General features: G+C 71.7%; 18 protein-coding genes and 2 tRNA genes. 9 read left to right on the top strand and 11 right to left on the bottom strand.

All coding sequences use genetic code 11. From position 1 onward, the window contains the following. The 3 genes from ACS5PV_RS21415 to ACS5PV_RS21405 are packed head-to-tail and all read right to left on the bottom strand — an operon-like array spanning position 1 to position 3,245. Positions 1–948, bottom strand: a complete 948-nt coding sequence (locus ACS5PV_RS21415; protein ID WP_455397363.1) for an ABC transporter permease — start codon at positions 946–948, stop codon at positions 1–3. Further along, complete coding sequence (locus ACS5PV_RS21410; protein WP_455397362.1) at positions 945–2,228, bottom strand: ABC transporter substrate-binding protein; 1,284 nt, start codon at positions 2,226–2,228, stop codon at positions 945–947. Before ACS5PV_RS21410 ends, ACS5PV_RS21415 begins: the two co-directional genes overlap by 4 nt. Before the next feature lie 27 nt (positions 2,229–2,255). Further along, the gene (locus ACS5PV_RS21405; protein WP_455397361.1) at positions 2,256–3,245 is read right to left on the bottom strand and encodes an ABC transporter ATP-binding protein; all 990 of its coding nucleotides are present in this window, start codon (positions 3,243–3,245) and stop codon (positions 2,256–2,258) included. A gap of 226 nt (positions 3,246–3,471) precedes the next feature. Between ACS5PV_RS21405 and ACS5PV_RS21400 the strand changes: the two genes are divergently transcribed. Both ACS5PV_RS21400 and ACS5PV_RS21395 read left to right on the top strand, forming a co-directional pair. Continuing rightward, positions 3,472–3,546 (top strand) — tRNA-Thr (locus ACS5PV_RS21400). An 85-nt stretch (positions 3,547–3,631) separates the two neighbouring features. Beyond that, a tRNA-Thr gene (locus tag ACS5PV_RS21395) sits at positions 3,632–3,706 on the top strand. Here the strand turns inward: ACS5PV_RS21395 and ACS5PV_RS21390 are convergent. Beyond that, entirely contained in the window at positions 3,685–3,900 is a 216-nt protein-coding gene (locus ACS5PV_RS21390; protein WP_455397360.1) for a DUF2283 domain-containing protein, read from the bottom strand. The two genes, ACS5PV_RS21395 and ACS5PV_RS21390, sit on opposite strands and share 22 nt — an antisense overlap. Positions 3,901–4,077: 177 nt before the next feature. Here ACS5PV_RS21390 and ACS5PV_RS21385 point away from each other — a divergent pair, with 177 nt between their 5' ends. From ACS5PV_RS21385 to ACS5PV_RS21375, 3 genes are all read left to right on the top strand, one after another. Further along, complete coding sequence (locus ACS5PV_RS21385; RefSeq protein WP_455397359.1) at positions 4,078–4,236, top strand: hypothetical protein; 159 nt, start codon at positions 4,078–4,080, stop codon at positions 4,234–4,236. A 538-nt stretch (positions 4,237–4,774) separates the two neighbouring features. Beyond that, on the top strand, positions 4,775–5,008 hold the full coding sequence (locus ACS5PV_RS21380; protein WP_455397358.1) for a hypothetical protein: 234 nt from the start codon (positions 4,775–4,777) through the stop codon (positions 5,006–5,008). Between the two features lie 207 nt (positions 5,009–5,215). After that, positions 5,216–5,623, top strand: a complete 408-nt coding sequence (locus ACS5PV_RS21375; RefSeq protein ID WP_455397357.1) for a hypothetical protein — start codon at positions 5,216–5,218, stop codon at positions 5,621–5,623. Between the two features lie 4 nt (positions 5,624–5,627). On the opposite strand, the gene ACS5PV_RS21370 is transcribed toward ACS5PV_RS21375, so the two are convergent. Together ACS5PV_RS21370 and ACS5PV_RS21365 are read right to left on the bottom strand one after the other, a co-directional pair. Continuing rightward, positions 5,628–7,364, bottom strand: a complete 1,737-nt coding sequence (locus ACS5PV_RS21370; RefSeq protein ID WP_455397356.1) for a sensor histidine kinase — start codon at positions 7,362–7,364, stop codon at positions 5,628–5,630. Positions 7,365–7,476: 112 nt separating this feature from the next. After that, complete coding sequence (locus ACS5PV_RS21365; RefSeq protein WP_455397355.1) at positions 7,477–9,600, bottom strand: PAS domain-containing protein; 2,124 nt, start codon at positions 9,598–9,600, stop codon at positions 7,477–7,479. Between the two features lie 326 nt (positions 9,601–9,926). Between ACS5PV_RS21365 and ACS5PV_RS21360 the strand changes: the two genes are divergently transcribed. Beyond that, entirely contained in the window at positions 9,927–10,172 is a 246-nt protein-coding gene (locus tag ACS5PV_RS21360; RefSeq protein WP_455397354.1) for a (2Fe-2S)-binding protein, read from the top strand. Positions 10,173–10,194: 22 nt separating this feature from the next. Here ACS5PV_RS21360 and bfr read toward each other — a convergent pair whose 3' ends face one another. Continuing rightward, entirely contained in the window at positions 10,195–10,692 is a 498-nt protein-coding gene (bfr, locus tag ACS5PV_RS21355; protein ID WP_048435018.1) for a bacterioferritin, read from the bottom strand. A 130-nt stretch (positions 10,693–10,822) separates the two neighbouring features. Then, positions 10,823–11,926 carry a GTP cyclohydrolase II RibA gene (ribA, locus tag ACS5PV_RS21350; RefSeq protein WP_455397353.1) on the bottom strand — a complete coding sequence of 368 codons (1,104 nt, stop codon included), beginning with the start codon at positions 11,924–11,926 and terminating at the stop codon, positions 10,823–10,825. Between the two features lie 195 nt (positions 11,927–12,121). Between ribA and ACS5PV_RS21345 the strand changes: the two genes are divergently transcribed. The 3 genes from ACS5PV_RS21345 (at position 12,122) to ACS5PV_RS21335 (ending at position 15,019) form a co-directional block, all read left to right on the top strand. Continuing rightward, entirely contained in the window at positions 12,122–12,664 is a 543-nt protein-coding gene (locus tag ACS5PV_RS21345; protein WP_455397352.1) for a cytochrome b, read from the top strand. A gap of 370 nt (positions 12,665–13,034) precedes the next feature. Then, positions 13,035–14,468 carry a mannose-1-phosphate guanylyltransferase/mannose-6-phosphate isomerase gene (locus tag ACS5PV_RS21340; RefSeq protein ID WP_455397351.1) on the top strand — a complete coding sequence of 478 codons (1,434 nt, stop codon included), beginning with the start codon at positions 13,035–13,037 and terminating at the stop codon, positions 14,466–14,468. 407 nt (positions 14,469–14,875) lie between these two features. Beyond that, positions 14,876–15,019: a hypothetical protein gene (locus ACS5PV_RS21335; RefSeq protein WP_455397350.1), complete on the top strand. Its 144-nt coding sequence runs from the start codon at positions 14,876–14,878 to the stop codon at positions 15,017–15,019. Positions 15,020–15,060: 41 nt separating this feature from the next. Here ACS5PV_RS21335 and ACS5PV_RS21330 read toward each other — a convergent pair whose 3' ends face one another. From ACS5PV_RS21330 to ACS5PV_RS21320, 3 genes are read right to left on the bottom strand one after another with little or no spacing between them, the layout of a single operon-like run. Then, complete coding sequence (locus tag ACS5PV_RS21330; protein WP_455397349.1) at positions 15,061–15,897, bottom strand: methyltransferase; 837 nt, start codon at positions 15,895–15,897, stop codon at positions 15,061–15,063. Then, positions 15,894–16,934: a glycosyltransferase family 4 protein gene (locus tag ACS5PV_RS21325; RefSeq protein WP_455397348.1), complete on the bottom strand. Its 1,041-nt coding sequence runs from the start codon at positions 16,932–16,934 to the stop codon at positions 15,894–15,896. Before ACS5PV_RS21325 ends, ACS5PV_RS21330 begins: the two co-directional genes overlap by 4 nt. Further along, entirely contained in the window at positions 16,934–17,335 is a 402-nt protein-coding gene (locus ACS5PV_RS21320) for a 6-pyruvoyl trahydropterin synthase family protein (RefSeq protein WP_455397347.1), read from the bottom strand. Before ACS5PV_RS21320 ends, ACS5PV_RS21325 begins: the two co-directional genes overlap by 1 nt.

Raw genomic sequence — 17,335 nt, 5'->3', positions numbered from 1 at the left:
CTAAAGCTCCCGGCGCAGGTCGATCAGGCGGGTGAGCGCGGCGATCAGCACCATCACGGCGCCGAGCAGCACCACCGCGTTGGCGGCCGCCGCGGGGAATTGCAGGTAGGACATCTGCACCTGGATCACCTTGCCGACCGAGGCGATCTGCTGGCCGCCCATCACGCCCACCGTGACGAAGTCGCCCATGATGAGGGTGAGCACGAAGATCGACCCGATGGCGATGCCGGGCTTGCACAGCGGCACGATGACGTTCCACAGGGTCTGCCAGGGCGTGGCGCCGGCATCACTGGCGGCCTCGATCAGCGAGCGGTCGATCCGCATCATCGAGTTGAAGATCGGCACGATCATGAACACCGTGTCGAGGTGGATGAAGGCCAGCACCACCGAGAAGTCGGAGTAGAGCAGCCCCTCGATCGGAGACCGGATCAACCCCAGGCCCATCAGCGTGTCGTTGACGAGGCCGTTGCGCCCGAGCAGCGGCACCCAGGCGATCATCCGGATCACGTTCGAGGTCCAGAACGGGATGGTGCAGATCAGGAACAGCACCGTCTGCATCGCCGTCGAGCGGACGTGGAAGGCGACGAAGTAGGCCACCGTGAAGCCGATCGTGAGCGTCGCGGCCCAGCCGAGCAGGCAGAACTTCAGCGTCGACAGGTAGGTCCGGAAGGTGGTGCAGAGGTCGGCACCCGACAGGCAGCCGTCGAACACGTCGACGTAGTTCTGGAGCGTGAAGGACGGGATGATCTCGTACTCGTTGTACTCCCAGAAGCTGACGATCAGGGTCAGCGCCAGCGGCACCAGGAAGAACACGAGGAAGACGAGCCCGAGCGGCATCGCCTGCCAGTAGGCGAGACGGCGCTGGCGCCGCGTCGCGGCGGCGAGGCCCGTCGGGGTGGAGGCGGCTTGCGCCGCCTCCGGGAGGGCTGGAGCCGCGACCGTGCTCATGCGGCGATGAACTCGTTCCACTTGCGGACCATGTAGGTGTTCTCGTCCATGACCGAGTTCCAGCAGGCGACCGCGCCCATCCGCTGCTCGAACGAGCCGCCGTCGCGCACCGCGCCAGCCTTCTCCATCACGGTGCCGTCCGGGGCCTTGATGTCCTTCTCGGCCGGCTTGCCCTCCATCCAGAATGCCCATTCGTAGGGCTCCATGTGGGCCTTCGCCGTCTCCAGCACCGCCGAATAGTAGCCCTGGCGATTCAAATAGGCACCGGCCCAGCCCGACAGGAACCAATTGATGAAATCGTAGGCAGCATCGAGCTTCTTGCCGGTCAGGGTCTTGGGCAGGCCGAAGCCGGTGGCCCAGGCGCGATAGCCTTCCTTGAGCGGCTGGTAGGTGCAGGCGACGCCCTGCGAGCGCACCTTGGTGACGGCCGGCGACCACATCGACTGGATCACCGTCTCGCCCGACGCCATCAGGTTCACGGATTCGTTGAAGTCCTGCCAGAAGGCGCGGAACTGGCCGGCGCGCTTGGCCTCGATCAGCACCTTCATGGTGCGGTCGATCTCGGCCTTCGTCATGTTGCCCTTGTCGGGATAGGTGTAGTCGCCGGTCGCCTCCACCACCATCGCGGCGTCCATGATGCCGATCGACGGGATGTTGAGGATCGACGCCTTGCCCTTGAACTCGGGATTCAGGAGTTCCTTCCACGAGGTGATCGGGCGCTTGATCAGGTCGGGGCGGATGCCGAGCGTGTCGGCGTTGTAGGTCGTCGGGATCAGGGTGATCCACTCGGTCGGGGACGAGGCGAACTTGGTCGAGGTCGGACCTTCGAGATAGAAGACCTTCTTGGGCGCCGTGCCCTGGTCGCCGATCTTCTTGCCCCCGACCTCGCCCCTGGTGAAGACCGGGGTGATCTTGTCGGCATTCTTGATGCGCTTGGCGTCCATGCCGACGAGGTTGCCCGACGGCATCAGCTTCTTGAGGCTGAAATACTCCGAATCGACGATGTCGAACGAGTTCGGCTGGGTGACGACGCGCTTCGACACCTCGTCGGTCACGACCGGGATGTACTCGATCGTGATGCCGAGATCCTCCTTCACCTTGCGGGCGATGTCGCCGCTCTGGTTCACGGCGGTGCCGAGGTAGCGCAGGGTCACCGGCTCGGCGGCGATGATCGCCGGAAAGCCCGTGATGACGCCCGAGCCGGCGGCGAGGCCGGCCGCGGCGCCGGCGCCCTGCAGCAGCGTGCGGCGCGACAGGCGAGGTGTCTTCATCTCGGTCATGCTGGATTCTCCCCTCTTTGAAAGTCGTCAGGCGTCGAGGCGGTGGGCCTCGTTCGCCGGCCAGCCCACCCGCACCGTGTCTCCGAGGGCGAGGGGGTGGCCGGCATAGGCGTGGTCGCTCAGGATCGCCGTGAGCGGCGCATTGGGTTCGGCGGCGAGGTCGGGCGCCTCCAGGCTCACGTGCACGGTGCTGCCCTGGTACTCGACCGCGACGACGCGGGCGCTTCTCGCCTCCGGGCCGGCTTCCGGGCCGAGGCGCATCCGGTCGGCCCGCACGGCGACGCGCCGGTCGGGCAGCGCGATGACGTTGTGGCCGCCGATGAAGCGGGCGACGAAGGCGGTGGCCGGGCGCTCGAACACCGTGCGGGGATCGGCCGCCTGCTCGATGCGGCCGCCATTCATCACCACCACGAGGTCGGAGAGCGCCATCGCCTCCTCCTGGCTGTGGGTGACGTGCACGAAGGTGATGCCGAGTTCGCTTTGCAGCCGCTTCAGCTCGGTCCGCATCCGCACCCGCAGGAACGGGTCGAGGGCCGAGAGCGGCTCGTCGAGGAGCAGCACCTTCGGGCCGGTGACGAGGGCGCGCGCCAGCGCCACCCGCTGCTGCTGACCGCCCGAGAGCTGCGCCGGCAGCCGCCCGGCGAGGTGGTCCATCTGGACGAGCGCCAGCATCGCCTCGGCGCGCTTGATCCGCTCGGCCTTGGGGACGCCCCGCATCTTGAGCCCGAACGCGACGTTGTCGCGGCAGGTGAGGTGGGGAAACAGCGCGTAGCTCTGGAACATCATCGCGGTGCCGCGCTGGGCCGGCGGCAGGTCGCCGACGGCCTTCGGGCCGATCACCACGTCGCCCGACGACACCGTCTCGTGCCCGGCGATCATCCGCAGCGTCGTGGTCTTGCCGCAGCCGGACGGCCCGAGCAGGCAGCAATACGAGCCCGAGCGAATCTTCAGGTCGATGGAATCGACCGCGACGGTGTCGCCGTAGCGCTTGGTCAGGCTGGCGAGTTCGATGTCCAACGAGAAAGCCCCCCACGGCGTGCTGCCCTTGCGGGAACTCTGAAGCAAGGTGCGGGCCAGGGGCGCGGTGACGGGCGGGCCGGGGCGGGGTGGCGATTCCTGGCAGAGATTCCCGGCGGCCAGCCTGTTGCAATGCGCCGGGTGATCCGCTATCCCCCCGCTCGTCTTCGGCGCACCACGGTTCGCCCGGCCACGCGGCCATGGGCGAGACGAGCGGCGCCGACGGGCCGTTGTAGCTCAGTGGTAGAGCGCGTCATTGGTAATGACGAGGTCGGGAGTTCAATCCTCCCCAGCGGCACCACCTTCACCGTGAGAGTCAGAGATTTCGCTCGGTGTGTCTGAAGGCTGTCCGGTCCCGGTTCGGGCGGGCAGCGCGGCACCGGCGCGCCGTTGTAGCTCAGTGGTAGAGCGCGTCATTGGTAATGACGAGGTCGGGAGTTCAATCCTCCCCAGCGGCACCATTCTCCCGACTTGCGCGCGGTCGTCTCTCCGATGCATGCGGGTCCGGGACGTCCAGGATCTCGATGGTCACGATTCTGTCGTCGGCATCGAAGTCGACGATCAGGCCGGGATACACCTCCTCGCTCTCGACGATGGGAACCGCGGCGAAGCGCAGGTAGAGCGCTCGCGCCTGCGCATCGTACCGTGACCTCATGGGCAGCCTCGGGCGGTGGACGGGGACGGTCGTGGGGCGGTGGCCCGCCGGGTATCGTGGATCAAAGCGATGCCGGCGGAAAGGACATCCCCGGCCCGTTAGAAGCCTTCCCCGAGAATGAGCCGTCTACGACCCGCGTTAACGAAACGTTAACCATAACGGCGCAGTGAGCCGGCCATGTACTCACAGCTCCGCCAGTACGGCTGGCGCCCGCTCGAAGCGGCCGGCCACATCGCGCTCTGGATCACCCTGCTGACGGTCGGCCTCGCCTGCGCGGGGGCGGACCTTTTCGGCGGCTGGGAGCAGGCCGGCCGGATCTTAATGGGGCGGGGCTGATTCTCTCAGGAGCGGGACCGGGCGGCACCGACCGCACCTCCGGGAACGGTGCGATGAAGCGCTTGCCCCGTCGCCGGTTCTCGATGCTCGCGGACAGTGGACCGCCCCCGGATCCGGCCGAGGCAACAGTACACCGCACGATCACGCGCGCGGCTGCGGGCTTTCACACCTCGTCGTGACGCCAGCGATCGGGCGCCATCCGGGTCTCATGCTGACGCCCCTCCGGCGATAGTCGCGGCGCCAGCCGGCGGTTACGATCTCGAAACCATCCCGGTTGCATCGCAGGGCCTAGCTGCTAAGCTTGGCTTGGCCGGTCCGCGCACAGCGTGGGCCCGAACGCCGCTTCGCCGCCCGGGGACGGGCGGCGCCACACGTCTCCCGCGCCGCCGGAGGGTGGCGCCGGCTCGATCCGCGCCGGCCGTGAACCCGGGCGCGGGCGATCCTCGATGCTCCGGCCGCGGCCCCGCGTGCCGCCCGTCGCCCCCGCGCCGGGCCGGATGCGCCTGGCCGCACGCAATCAGGGAAAGGATCCGACGCGATGATCGATCACCGCCGCCGCCTCCTCAGCCGCGCCGCACTCAGCCAGGAGGGCTGCATCACGCTCCGGCGCGAGCCCGACCGGGCCTGGCCCGGCGACCACAGCCGGCTCTGCGCCCTGGAGAACGACGGCCACCTGCTGTTCCTGGGCGAGCGGCCCGGCCCCCATCCCGGCAGCGCCTCGGCCGCCTGGCGCATCACCGCGCAGGGCCGCGAGGTGTTGCAGCAGGGCTGAGGACCGGCGATCCGCCGGGGGATCGCGCCGGTTCTTCAAAACCCACCTGTTCGCGCTTACATTGAAGGTGTGGGCCACGGCCCGGACTGGAGCCGCGCCCGATCACGTTGCGATCGGGCGCGGCTCTAGATCTTTGATTTTGCCGCATCTTCTGCGACGAACCGGGATCCGCTTCGTCGGAAGATGCTCCAGCCGCCGAGGTGAGCGATGGACTACGTCTGCGACGTCCCCGGCGAGAAGACCTGGTTCCAGATCGAGACCGAGGCGGAGGCGATCCGCGAATCGGCGCTGATGGGCCACGCCGTCGAGAAGCACTACCGCCAGGCCCTGGCCCGCGCCGAGGCCTCCTACGTGCCGCCCTCCGGCCCGTTCATCGAGCAGCAGATCGGCCTCAAGGCGCATCTGCGCCGGACCATGCCGCGCTTCTTCACCCTGCGCGACCCGGAGGGCAACGGGCTCGCCACCGCCATGGTGCCGTGGGGGGCGGGCTGCCCGATCGTCGTCGGCATCGGCAACCGCGATCCATACGTCGAGCACGCCGAGGCGATCCGGGTGCTGGCGACGCATCTCGGCATCCCGCTCGATCGCGGCCGCTGCTACCCCTACGGGCGCTGACGGGTCACGCCGCCACGCTCCGGGCCGCGGGCGGCACCGCGATGCGGCAGACGAGGCCGGTCTCCGCGTAGTCGAGGCGGACCTCGCCGGCGAGCTCCCGCTCCAGGCTGGTGCGGATCAGCCGGGTGCCGAAGCCGGTCCGGGTCGGCGGCGCGACTGGGGGACCGCCGCTCTCGCGCCAGGACAGGGACAGCGTCTCGGCTCCGGCCTGCGGGTCCAGCCGCCACTCCACCGCCACCTGCCCGGTCCCGACCGAGAGCGCGCCGTACTTCGCCGCGTTGGTGGCGAGCTCGTGGATCGCCATCCCGAGGGGCAAGGCGACCGCCGGGGTGAGGGAGACCGGCGGTCCCTCGAGGCGGATGCGGTCGGCCCGGCCGCCGGCATAGGGCTCCAGCTCCGCCGACAGGATGCCGCGCAGGCCCGCCCCCTCCCAGTGGTTGGCGGTGAGCACGTTGTGGGTCTGCGACATCGCCAGGAGCCGCGCCTCGAAGCTGCCGGTGAAGTCGGCGAGGGAGGCGGCGCTGCGGGCGGTCTGGCGCGCCATCGACTGCACGGTGGCGAGCGTGTTCTTCACCCGGTGATTGAGCTCGTGGATCAGCAGCTCCTGGCGTGCGTCGGCCGCCCGGCGCTCTTCCTCCTGCCGGCGCAGGGCGCGGGCCGCGGCGGTGAGGGCGTGGCTGATCGCCTGCGCCTCGCGCACGGCGGAGTCCGGCACCGCCACCGGCTCGCCCCGGCCGAGGGAGGCGGCGGCGACCGCGAGGCGGCGCAAAGGCCGGGCGAGCAGGCCGGCGGCGAACCAGCCGATGCCGGCGGCCACCGTGGCGACGACGAGGCCCCAGAGCAGGATCTGCCGGCGCAGCTCCGCCACCGACGCGAAGGCGGTGGCGGCGTCCTGGCGCACCAGTACGCTCCAGCCGAGGCCCGGGAAGCCGCGATAGCCCTGGGTCGGCCGGTAGCCGGTGAGGTAGCGCCGGCCGTCCGGCCAGGTCTCGGCCTCGGTGCCGGCCCGCCCCGCCCGCGCCGCCGCCACGCTCGGCAGGTCCGCCGGCAGGCGCCCGCGGCGCAAGGATTCGGGGCCGAGCAGCACCGTACCGTCGCGCGCGAGCACCAGGGCGGCGACGTCGCGCGCGCCGGCCGAGGTCTCGCGCAAGGACGCCTCGACGCCCCGGGCCCAGGCCCAGTCGAGATGGCCCGAGACGACCCCGATTGCGCGGCCGTCGTCGCCCCGCACCGGGGCGGCGATGTCGAGCACCCGCGGCGGGTCGGCCGGATCGTGGCCGGGCTTCAGCCGCGCCAGCAGGTGGGCGTCGTGCAGGTCGCCGACGAAGGGCTCGCGCCGCCCTCTCGTGAAGTATTCCCGGTGCGCGACGTCGATCCCCTCGAGCGCCCCGGTGCTCGTCGCCACGATCGTTCCGGCGGCGTCGATCAGCCCGATGATCGCGTAGTCCGGATAGGTCTCCTGCGCCCGCCGCAGCACCCGGCGCTTGCGCTCGACGGGTGTGTCGGGATCGCGGATGGTGTCGTTCTCGGCCAGGATCACCATGTCGCGCCAGCGCTCGAACAGGCCGCGGTCGAGCCGGCCGGCCATGGAGGTGGCGACGTCGGCGAGCTCGGATTCGATGCGCGCCTCGAGCCGCTCGCTCGCCACCCGGGACGCCACGAGCGCGAGCACCAGGGTCGCCACCAGGCCCGCGGCCCCGAGACCGAGGGCCAGGAAGACGCGGAGCGGCGGCTGGGGCAAGGGGATGTCCGGGTCTTCGTCGCGGCGGGGAGGCCGTCCGATGCGGGCCCGATCCTATCTTATGGCAACCGGCGCGGGAAAGCCTCGCCGTTTCCGATTCGTCGCGGAGCGCTCACGTCCGGCCCGGCTCGATCATCGCCCGGACCTTGGCGGCGAAGGCGTCGATCGAGAACGGCTTGGTGATCATCCGCATGCCGGGCGCGAGGTGGCCGTTGCCGAAGGCGGCGTTCTCGGCGTAGCCGGTGATGAACAGCACCCGCAGGTGGGGCCGCGCCGCCAGGGCCTCGTCGATCATCCGGCGACCGTTGAGGCCCGGCAGGCCGACATCGGTGACGACGAGGTCGATCCGCCCGGGCGCCTCCAGGAGGCGCAGGCCGGTCTGCCCGTCGGACGCCTCGATCACCCGGTAGCCGAGCTCGGTCAGGGTCTCGCCGATCAGCGCCCGCACGGTCGCATCGTCCTCGACCACCAGCACGGTCTCGCCTTGCTCGGCCCGCGGCACCGGCAGGCTCGGGTTCGGCGCCGGCTCGTCCGCGACGTGGCCGAGATGGCGCGGCAGGTAGAGCTTGACCGTCGTGCCCTGGCCGACCTCGGAATAGATCCGCACGTGCCCGTCGGATTGCTTGGCAAAGCCGTAGATCATCGACAGGCCGAGGCCCGTGCCCTGGCCCAGGGGCTTGGTGGTGAAGAACGGATCGAAGGCCCGGGCGATCACCTCCGGCGGCATGCCGGCGCCGGTGTCGCTCACGCCGATGCAGACGTACTGCCCCGCCCGCACGCCGATCTCCCGCGCCACGTAGGCGTCGTCGAGATGGGCATTGGCGGTCTCGATGGTGAGCCGCCCGCCCTCAGACATCGCGTCGCGGGCGTTGATCGCGAGGTTGAGGATCGCGTTCTCGAGCTGGTTGGCGTCGCAGAGCGTCAGCCACAGGCCGCCGGCGACCACGACTTCCAGCTGCACCCGCTCGCCGAGCGTCCGGCGCAGGAGATCGTCCATCGTGCGGACCAGCCGGTTGGCGTCGACCGCGCTCGCCTCCAGCGGCTGGCGCCGGGCGAAGGCGAGCAGGCGATGGGTCAGCGCGGCGGCGCGCCGGGCCGAGGCCGTGGCGAGGTCGGCATAGCGGGTCAGGTTCTGCGTCCGGCCCTCGTTGATTCGGGTCTGCATCAGGTCGAGCGCGCCGACGATGCCGGTGAGCAGGTTGTTGAAGTCGTGGGCGATGCCGCCGGTGAGCTGGCCCACCGCCTCCATCTTCTGGGCCTGGCGCAACGCCTCCTCGATCCGGGCGCGCTCCGCGATCTCGGCGGTGAGCCGCGCATTGGCCTCGGCGAGCGCCGCCGTGCGCTCGGCCACCTGCGCCTCCAGCGCCTCGCGCCGCTCCGCCAGGATCTCGCGGGCCCGGACCTGGTCGTCGATGTCGGTGCAGGTGCCGAACCAGCGCTCGATCGCCCCGGTGCGGGGGTCGCGGATCGGCACCGCCCGGCCCAGCACCCAGCGGTAGACCCCGTCGTGCCGGCGCAGGCGGTACTCGATCTCGTAGGGCTCGCCGGTGGCGAGGGAGTGGCGCCAGCGCCGCCAGGCCTCCGGCTGCTCGTCGGGATGGAAGATCGCGTTCCAGCCCTCGCCGTCGGTCGAGCCGTCCGGCATGCCGGTGAATTCGTACCAGCGCGGGTTGTAATAGTCGTGGTAGCCGTCCGGCAGGGTCGACCACACCATCTGGGGCATCGATTCGGCGATGGCCCGGAACTTCAGGGCGCTGTCGGCGAGCGCTGCCCGGGCGTCCGTCTCGGCGGTGATGTCGACGCCGAGCAGGTGCAGGTCGAGGATTCTGCCGCCGGGGCCGCGATGGGGCACGTAGCGCACCATCGCGTGGCGCCCGTCGCCGCCGGGATGGGCGGTCTCGAACGTGACGGTCTCGCCCGCGAAGGCCCGGGCGAGCAGCGGCCGGCGCACGGCGTAGAACGCCTCGCCGATGATTTTTTGGAACGGGCGCCCGACGGCCTCCTCCGGTGCAAGGCCGTACCAGCGGGCGAAGTTGCCGTTGGCGAAGCGGCAGACCTCGTCGCGGTCGATGGTCGCGATCAGGGCCGGGGCGGCCTCGACGATGCCGCGCAGGCCGTCGCGCTCGGCCCTCGCCTGGGCGAGCGCCCGGGCGAGGCGGGCGGCCTCGGGGATGTCCGGCGCGCCGGCCTCCCCTCCGGCCGGCTGCATCTGTCCGCTCGCGTCGTGTCTGCTCATGCCTGATCGTCGCGGTCCGCCGCCAAACCCTGCGGAACGGCTGCCGATAAACGGAGGATATTCCGCAGGCAACCACCGAGGCGGCGCAGGGTTTCGCGCGCCGCCCGCCTCGGCCCCGCGCACCGCGCCTCTTGGGTCCCGCGCACCGCGCCTCTTGGCCCGACGACCCGGCTCCTGCGGCGCGATGACCGGCCGGTGCGGGTTGCGGCGCCCGCCCCGAATCAGTAACCTGTTGATTATGTTGTAGTTTTCAAAAGTTCTAATCTGAGAGCGGTCAGCGGGAGCGTTTCCCCGGCCCTCCGCGGATCGGGTGCTCCAGTCACAACATGATCGTCTGTTCCTGCAACGTGCTCTCCGACGGCCAGGTGCGCGGCTGCCTCAATCCCGGCCCCGCCTGCCCGCGCACGCCCGCCCAGGTCTATGCCTGCCTCGGCTGCAGCCCGAAATGCGGCCGCTGCGCCCGCACGATCCGGGGCATCCTCGACCGGGCGCTCGCCGAGGCGCACGCCGCCTGCACCACCACCTGCGGGGCGGCCTGCACCCTGAAGGAACTGGAGGAGGAGGCCGCCTGACGGCGGCCTCCAGCCCGGCGGCTCACTCGACCTCGGGCTCGATCTTCTCCAGGCCGCCGATGTGGCGCTGGGCGTAGAGCGGCAGGCCGACCTGGCGGATCAGCTCCTGCTGGGTCTCGAGGAAGTCGATATGGCCCTCCTCGTCGGCGGCCAGGTCCTCGAACAGCTGCTTCGACACGCGGTCGTTGATCGAGTCGCAGTACTTCGCGGCCTCGAGATAGAGGCTGCGCGCCTCGACCTCGGCGGCGAGGTCGCACTCGATGATCTCCTGCACGTTCTGCCCGATCCGCAGCGGGTCGAGTTCCTGCAGGTTCGGGAAGCCCTCGAGGAACAGGATCCGATCGACGAAGCGATCGGCGTGGTTCATCTCCTCGATCGATTCCTTGCGCCAGAACTTGGCGAGATCGATGTAGCCCCAGTCGTTCAGCATCCGGAAGTGGAGCCAGTACTGGCTCACCGCGGTCAGCTCGCTGCGCAGGCCGCGGTTGAGGTACTCGACGACCTTGGCGTCACCCTTCATCGCTCGATCTCCCGTGTCGATCGTCCATGGACCGGGTAGGTGCCGGCCCAACCGGGGCCCTAGCTAGCAGCGAACGTGCCGCAGGACCACCTCGGCCGTAGCCCGACCCGACGCGATCGGCGCGACGCGGTCACACGTCGATGCAGGCGAAGGCGTCGAGATCGAGGGCGTGGCCGGCCCGGTCGCGCTTGGCGGTCAGGTAGCGGATGTTCTCCGGCGTGATCCGGCCGAGCGCCCGCTGGGTCTCGACCACGGTGAGGCCGGCGGCCTCCAGGCTCGCGGCCTTCTCGGGGTTGTTGCTCACGAGCCGCACCTGGCTCACGCCGAGCGCCTTGAGCATCGCCGCCGCGAAGTCGAACCGGCGCTGGTCGAGGCCGAAGCCGAGGGCCTCGTCGGCCTCGTAGGTGTCGAGCCCGCGGGCTTGGAGGTCGTAGGCGCGGATCTTGTTGGCGAGCCCGTTCCCGCGGCCCTCCTGGTCGAGGTAGAGCACGATGCCGCCGCCATGCTGCGCCATCCAGCCGGCGGTGCCGCGCAGCTGGTCGCCGCAATCGCACTTGAGCGAGCCGAACAGGTCGCCGGTGAGGCAGGCCGAGTGCAGCCGCACCGCCACCGGCCCCGACAGGTCCGGCCGGCCGATCACCACCGCCACCTGATCGCGCAGCCCCTCGCCGCCGCGGAAGACCACGAACTCGCTGTCCGGCGCGCCAGCGAGCGGCACCGGCGCCCGGCTGACCGGCCTCAAGGCGGCGGCCTGCCGGGCGGGATAGCGGGCGACCGCCTCCGCGGCGACGCCGAGCGTGCCGGAGGGCGCGGCCTCGCCCGGCACCACCAGCACCGCCGGCAGCACCTGGGCCAAAGCCATCAGGGCGAGCGCCGCGTTGTCGCCGGCGGAGGCCGGCGCCACGGGCGCGTCGATCCGCCCGTCGAGGCGCAGCGCCAGGGTCTCGATCCGGGCCGGGTCGATCGTCGGCAGGGCGACCGCGCCGGCCTCGACCCGGTCGGGAAGGCCGAGGCGGCGCAGGCGCGGCGCCGGCAGGACGAGGCGCGCACCGTTCCCCGCGAGCGCCGCGAAGGCTTCCGCCGTCTCCCCGTCGAGCGCCTCGGCCGAGACGGCGAGCACGGGATCGCGGCCGCGCAGGGCCACCGGGCGGCCGGCGCGGATCTCCGCCAGGGCCCGCTCGACGTCGATCTGGTCCCGGCCCGCGGCCGGGTCTACATTGCTGCTGCTCTGCATCGTGACCGACATCATCGACCCTGAGAGAGACGGCCCGGCGCAGTCGCGGCGGACCCTGTGGAAGAACCGGTGCGGACGAAGCCACGGTTCGGCAACGGACCGCATGTGGTGCGTGCGGCCCCGCTTTGCCGCGGATCCCTCCATCAACCTTTCGCGATTGTCCAGGCCGACCATACATCCAGGGAGTGAGGCTGCATGACGCCGCGCATCTACGCCCCGTCCCAGAAGGTCCTGCACTGGGCGGTCGCCGCCCTGGTCTTCGGCCTGGTGCCGATCGCGCTCGCCATGGCCAACCTGCCCGACGGCCCGCTGAAGAACGCGCTCTACGAGTGGCACAAGTCGTTCGGGCTGACCGTGCTGGCGCTGGCGCTGGCGCGCCTCCTGGTGCGGGCCGCCCGCGGCGCGCCGCCGCTGGTCGACGGCCTGCCCGCCTGGCAGCGCGGGGCCGCCCGGGTCTCGCACCTCGCGCTCTACGCCCTGATCGTGGTGGTGCCGCTGCTCGGCTGGGCCGGCACCTCGGCCTGCTGCGCGCCGGTGATGCTGTACTTCACCCTGCCCCTCACCCTGCCGGTCTCCGGCGGCATGCCGGTGGGCGAGGCGATCCTGAAGGTGCACCAGGTCGCGGCCTTCACGCTGGTCGCCCTGGTGGCCCTGCACGCCGGCGCGGCCCTGCACCACCACCTGGTGCGGCGCGACGGGACCCTGCGGCGGATGCTGCCGGGGCAGGGGAGGGGATGAGCGGGGGGCCTCGCGGCACGAGCCCGTCGGGGGGCGCGGCGAAGCACGGAGGCTGCAACGATTGATCGAAACCCATCGGCAGTGAAAACTCCCGGCCCGCCCACCGGCCGTCTAGACTGTGCGCCGAAGAGCAACGCGCGTCGACTGTCGTCATTCACCGCGCCTTGCCAGGCTTGCCCCAGACGCGTGCCGATCACTGGCGTCCAGGCTTCCACCGGTGTACACGCTTCGCCAGTGTGCTGAAGCTGGGAAACCGGGGGTCATTCCGGCAAAGTCACGAATCGACGATCTTTGATTCGGTCGCAGCGCAAACGAGACGATACAACCTCAGCGCGGTCATCTCGCGCGATTCTGGAAGAGAAGCTGTGTCATGACGTTAGAGAACGACGGCCTGATCCACCCGGTCATCCTGTGCGGCGGCTCTGGCACGCGGCTGTGGCCGGCCTCCCGCGAGAGCTTCCCTAAGCAGTTCCTGCCGCTGGCGGAGCCCGGCCGGTCGTCGTTCCAGGCCGCCGCCGCGCGGCTGACCGACGGCGCCACCTTCGCCCGGCTGACGGTCATCACGGCGAACGACGCCCGCTTCCTCGTCGCCGAGCAGCTCGCTGAAGGCGGGGTCGCGGCCGACATCCTGCTCGAGCCGTGCCGGCGCGACTCCGCCGCGGCGGTCGCCGTCGCGGCGCTCCACGCCGCCGCCCGCGATCCCCAGGCCCTGGTGATGATCCTGCCCGCCGACCACGCGGTCGGGGACGACGCGGCCTTCGCCCGCGCCGCCCGCGCCGCCCGCGCCGGGGCGCTCTCCGGGCATATCATGACGCTCGGCATCGCGCCGACGCATCCCTCCACCGCCTACGGCTACATCCAGCCCGGCAGCCCGCTGCCGGGCGAGAGCGGCGCGCACACCGTTGCGCGCTTCCTGGAGAAGCCGGACGCGAACCGCGCCGCCGGCCTGATCGCCGACGGCGCCCTGTGGAATGGCGGCTACTTCCTGTTCCGCGCCGACGTCATGCTGGACGAGCTCGAGGTACACGCGCCGGCGGTGCTGGAGGCGGCCCGCGAGGCGCTCGAGACTGCGGTCCGCGATCTCGACTTCGTGCGGCTCGGCGAGGAGGCGTTCGGCCGGGCGCCCAAGATCTCGATCGACTACGCCGTCATGGAGCGGACCCGCCGGGCCGGCGTGCTGCCGGTGAGCTTCCCGTGGTCGGACATCGGCACCTGGGGCGCGCTGTGGGAGGTCGCCGAGCACGACGGGAACGGCAACGCGCTGCGCGGGCGGGTGACGGTGCAGGGCACCCGCAACAGCCTGGTGCATTCCTCCGGCGAGATCCTGACCACCGTGGTCGGCCTCGACGACGTGGTGGTGGTGGCGACCGACGATGCGGTGCTGGTGACGAGCCGCAGCGCGGGCGCGGCGGTGAAGGACCTCGTCGAGACCCTGCGTGAGCGGGGCGACCCGGAGGCCGATGCCCACCGGCTGATGTACCGGCCCTGGGGCTCCTACCAGCGCATCGACCTCGGCGGGCGCTTCCAGGTGAAGCGGATCACCGTGAAGCCGGGCGGGCGCCTGTCGCTCCAGAAGCACCATCACCGGGCCGAGCACTGGGTGGTGGTGCGCGGCACCGCCGAGGTCACGGTGGACGGGGTGGTGCGCCTCGTGCACGAGAACGAGGCGGCCTATCTGCCGATCGGCTGCGTGCACCGCCTGGCCAACCCGGGCAAGATTCCCCTCGAGCTGATCGAGGTTCAGGTCGGCAGCTATACCGGCGAGGACGACATCATCCGCATCGAGGACGTCTACGGGCGTTGATCTCCAACGCGTCTCGCGTTGCGTGAGAAAAAACTGCTTATGCCGATATTTGCCAATGCGCCGCTCGATGCAGTCAGCATGAGCGGCGGAAAAGCAAATTTCCTCCGCAAGGAGTCGGCATTTGCAGAAATTTATATGATGGTCATCGGCGGCGCCTAGAGCATTGTCCGACGAGGTGGATGCCGGTTCGTCGGAGAAAATGCGGTCGTACAAAGACCTGGAGTACTTCACGATCGCAGCGTGATCGCGAAGTACTCTGGAAGGGCCTGATCCGGGGCCGACGAGGACCTGGGGGCGTTCATCGGGGCCGACGACATCCCGGTCAGCCAGAACTCGCCCGACCGGCGTCGACCTGGGTTCCAAGGTCGCCGCTGCCCGCCTCCGTGCAGGCCGGGTCGGACTTCGCGGTGCTGCGCCTCGACGAGGATGCCGAGCCGTGGGCGAGCGTCTCGCTGCGCGGGCGCGAGCTGATCGAGAGCGGACACTCGTTCAAGGTGGGCCTGTCGACGATGCGAAAGGCGTTCGAAGCGGTCCACCTCTACACGCCGTGACCGGCGGTCCTCTCGTCCCGCGCGGGTCGTCTCGCGCGGGTTCAGGCCGGCACGGCCAGGAGGTCGCGATGCCCGATCACCGCCCCGGTGCCGGGTGCCCGCCGCGCCGCGGCCCAGGCCGCGGCTTGCGCCGCCGCGACGCGCCCGGTCTCCTCCGCCGCCCGCGCCGCGCCCTCGGCGAGCGGATGCAGGAGCGCCGCCGCCTCCGGCCCGAGGCGCCAGGGGCTGGCGGCGGTCTCGATCCTGTAGCCGTGGCCCCGGAAGGCTCGCTCCAGCGCCGCGGTCGCGCCGGGGCCGGCGGCGGGGCCGAATCCCTTGTCGCCGGCCTGGTGGGCGAGGAACGCGGCGTGGATCGCGGAATCTGCCGGGTGCGGCGGCGTCCAGCTCTCCTGCCCGTCATAGGTGAGGGCGGTGTAGAACACCGCGCCGGCGCCCGCGATGGCTCGCGCGAGCGCGGCGATCCAGGCCTCCGAGGTGAGGTCGAACAGGGCCGCCGCGGTGACGAGGTCCGGCCGCCCGGCAAGGACCGCCGCCGGATCGGCCGCGAGGTCGAGGGCGCGCAGCCGCACGGCGATCCGCGCAGGCCCGCGATGCAGGACGAGCGCGTCTCCGGCCTCCTCCGCCCGCTCGGCCCAGGCGGCGAGGCGCTGCCTGGCGGCATCGAGCAGCGCGGGATCGTGGTCGACCAGCATCCACTCCTGCCGCGGACCCAGATGCGGCGCCAGCGCCCGCAGGTTCGAGCCGGTGCCGCAGCCGAGATCGACGACCCGCACCGGCTCGGGCAGCGCCCGCGCCAGGGCGGCGACGAGGCCCGCGTCGCGGGCGGCGTGGTCGGCGGGCTCGCGCAGGGCGAGCCAGTCGGGGCTGAAACCGCTCATGCTCTCCTCACGAAGGCGGCGACGGCCGCGGCGGTGTCGGGCCAGTCCGGCAGGCGCCGACCGGCGGCCCAGGACGCGGCGGCGGCGGCGGCCCGGCGCGCCGGATCGGCGACGAGCGCACGGAGCGCCGCCGCGAGGGCGGGCGCGTCGCCGGGCGGGACCGGGAGGCCGGCCCCCGCCGGCACCGTCTCGGCGGCGGCACCCCCTGATGTGGCGACGAGGGGCAGGCCCCGCGCCAGGGCTTCCGCGAGCGCCATGCCGTAGCCCTCGAACAGCGAGGCCGAGACGGCGAGATCGGCCTCGCCGGTGAGCCGGTCGAGCGTCTCCGGCGTCACCGCGCCGGCGAGCGTGATCCGGTCCCGGAGGCCCGCCGCGGCGATCTGCTCGCGCAAGGCGGCGGCGCAGTCCGGCGCCCGGTCGAGGCTGCCGACGATCGTCAGCGACCAGTCGAGATCGGTGAGCGTCGCGAGCGCCCGCACCAGCACGTCGTAGCCCTTGCGCGGCGACACGGTGCCGACGGCGAGGAGCCGGACGTGCGGGCCCTTGCGCGGCGCCACGCGGGCGGCCGGCGGCGTGCCGGGCTCCGCGACCGCGATCCGCTCCGGCGCCACCCCGAACTCGGCGGCGAGCAGCCCTGCGGTGTAACGGCTCGTCGCGACGACGCGAGCGGCCAGGGCCAGCGCCGCGCGCTCGCCGGCGACGAGCGAGGCCGCCCGCTCCGGCGACAGGCCGGTCTCGTAGCCCAGCGGGTGGTGCACCAGCACCGCCACCGGGCGCCCGGCGGCGCGGATCAGGTCCGGCGGCAGCGCCCCGTAGGCGAGGCCGTCGACGAGGAGCGCGGCATCGGCCGGCACCTGGGCCAGGAGGGCGGCGGTGCGGGCGAGGTCGTCGGGGGTCGGGTCCGGGAACCCGCCCGGCAGGGCGAGGTGCGTGACCGACACTCCTTCAGCCGGCAGGTGCGCCAGGAGCTGGCGGGCATAGGCGTAGCCGCCGGTCGGCGCCGAGAGGTCGCCCGGGACGGCGAGAACGAGGCGCATCAGGCGAGCGGCGCCTCGAACCAGGCCCGCGCCAGGTGGGATTCGTGCAGCGTCACCCGCAGGCGGCTCACCCCCTCGCCGCCGGGGCCGAGGGCGCCGTCCCGCGTCGCGGTGGCCATCGCCCGGTGGATGTGGCCGCACAGGAACTCGGTGGTGGTGTTCTGGCCGGAAAATTCCGGCAGGTCGTCGAGGTTGCGGTAGTTGAGCGGCGCCAGGATCGCCCTCAACGCCTCGCTCGCCCGGCCGATATCGACCACCACCCCGTCCGGGGTCAGGCTCTCGCGGAAGAACGCCACGTCGACCACGAAGGTCGCCCCGTGCAGGGCTTGCGCCGGCCCGAACAGCGCGCCGCGGAAGCTGTGGGCGATCATCACGTGGTCGCGGACCTCGACGGCGTACAT

The organism is Methylobacterium sp. Gmos1 (assembly GCF_053764715.1).
Note: the sequence above shows the minus strand (reverse complement) of the source record. Positions and strands in the feature narration are given on the sequence as shown.